We start from the raw sequence: 954 nt of genomic DNA, 5'->3' as shown, positions 1-954 counted from the left end.
GCTCGTTCCGCAACCTGAGCAATAGAGAGGTTGCGACGCAACCGGGCAAGCTTTATCTGCTCACCCATAATCACCATTTTTTGTTCCAGCTTTCGAGGCAACTTAGTCCCCATTGTGTCCTTTGCCATATCCAATATATCTTTTAATGCTGCAAAGATAGCAAAAATATTTATTATATGATATATTGAGATTGGGGGGTATTTTGCTTTAACGTTATTCGGTTAACTGTTTCACGTTTCTTCTCACTTTACTGTGTTTTCCTCTGCTCCGCCCAATGGTCGCAACAGAGGAAGATGTTAAATTTCGATAAGAGGGGAGAGAAAGAATTTCTTTTCTTTCCCCTTAATTTGACTTTATTATTCGTGTATATATGAAACGGCGATAAAGTCAAGTTGCATCGGTAAAATGAGTATGCTATCAAGATCTTTTTCGATATTTATCGAGAATTCACTGTAAGTGCGCAAATAGAGTAAACTTTTGACAAACTTTTAGCAAACTTTTGAGGTGATTATAGCGGATATCTGAAAAATAAGTACTATATTTGTGAAGTCCAAAGCACAAAATAGTATGTTGACTGCAAATGATATAAAGGAACTTGCCCACAGTGGAGAGGGCTTTAATGCGGACTTTAAGCGGAGCGTGCCATCAAAAGTTCGCGATATCGCAGAGGAGGTATGCAGTTTTGCCAACTCCGCCGGTGGATATGTGTTGATTGGCGTAGATAATGGCAATCAGATTGTCGGGGTCGAGATAGATAACAATAAGCGTTCCGCCATTCAAGATGCCATCGGTGAGATTTCGCCGATGCTCCACTACAATATGTACCGAGTGGATGTGGATGGGAAAGACGTGTGGGTAATCGATGTCCCGTCGGGCAAGAACAAGCCCTATTTCTTTTCGGGTTCGACCTATATTCGCGAGGGTGCGAATTGCCAAAAGCTGACCAATGTCGAT

Annotated in this window: 1 protein-coding gene and 1 pseudogene; one reads left to right on the top strand and one right to left on the bottom strand. The window is 41.6% G+C overall.

What is annotated here, in order from left to right; all coding sequences use genetic code 11:
- Positions 1-128: pseudogene (locus tag G7Y39_RS13255) on the bottom strand (transcriptional regulator); the annotation flags it as partial.
- 439 nt (positions 129-567) lie between these two features.
- Between G7Y39_RS13255 and G7Y39_RS13250 the strand changes: the two are divergent.
- Positions 568-954, top strand: a 387-nt coding sequence (locus tag G7Y39_RS13250; RefSeq protein WP_206225179.1) for a helix-turn-helix domain-containing protein, incomplete at its 3' end; no start/stop codon positions are given.

The sequence above is a fragment of the Parabacteroides sp. ZJ-118 genome (assembly GCF_011038785.1).
Classification (GTDB): Bacteria; Bacteroidota; Bacteroidia; order Bacteroidales; family Tannerellaceae; genus Parabacteroides.
Note: the sequence above shows the minus strand (reverse complement) of the source record. Positions and strands in the feature narration are given on the sequence as shown.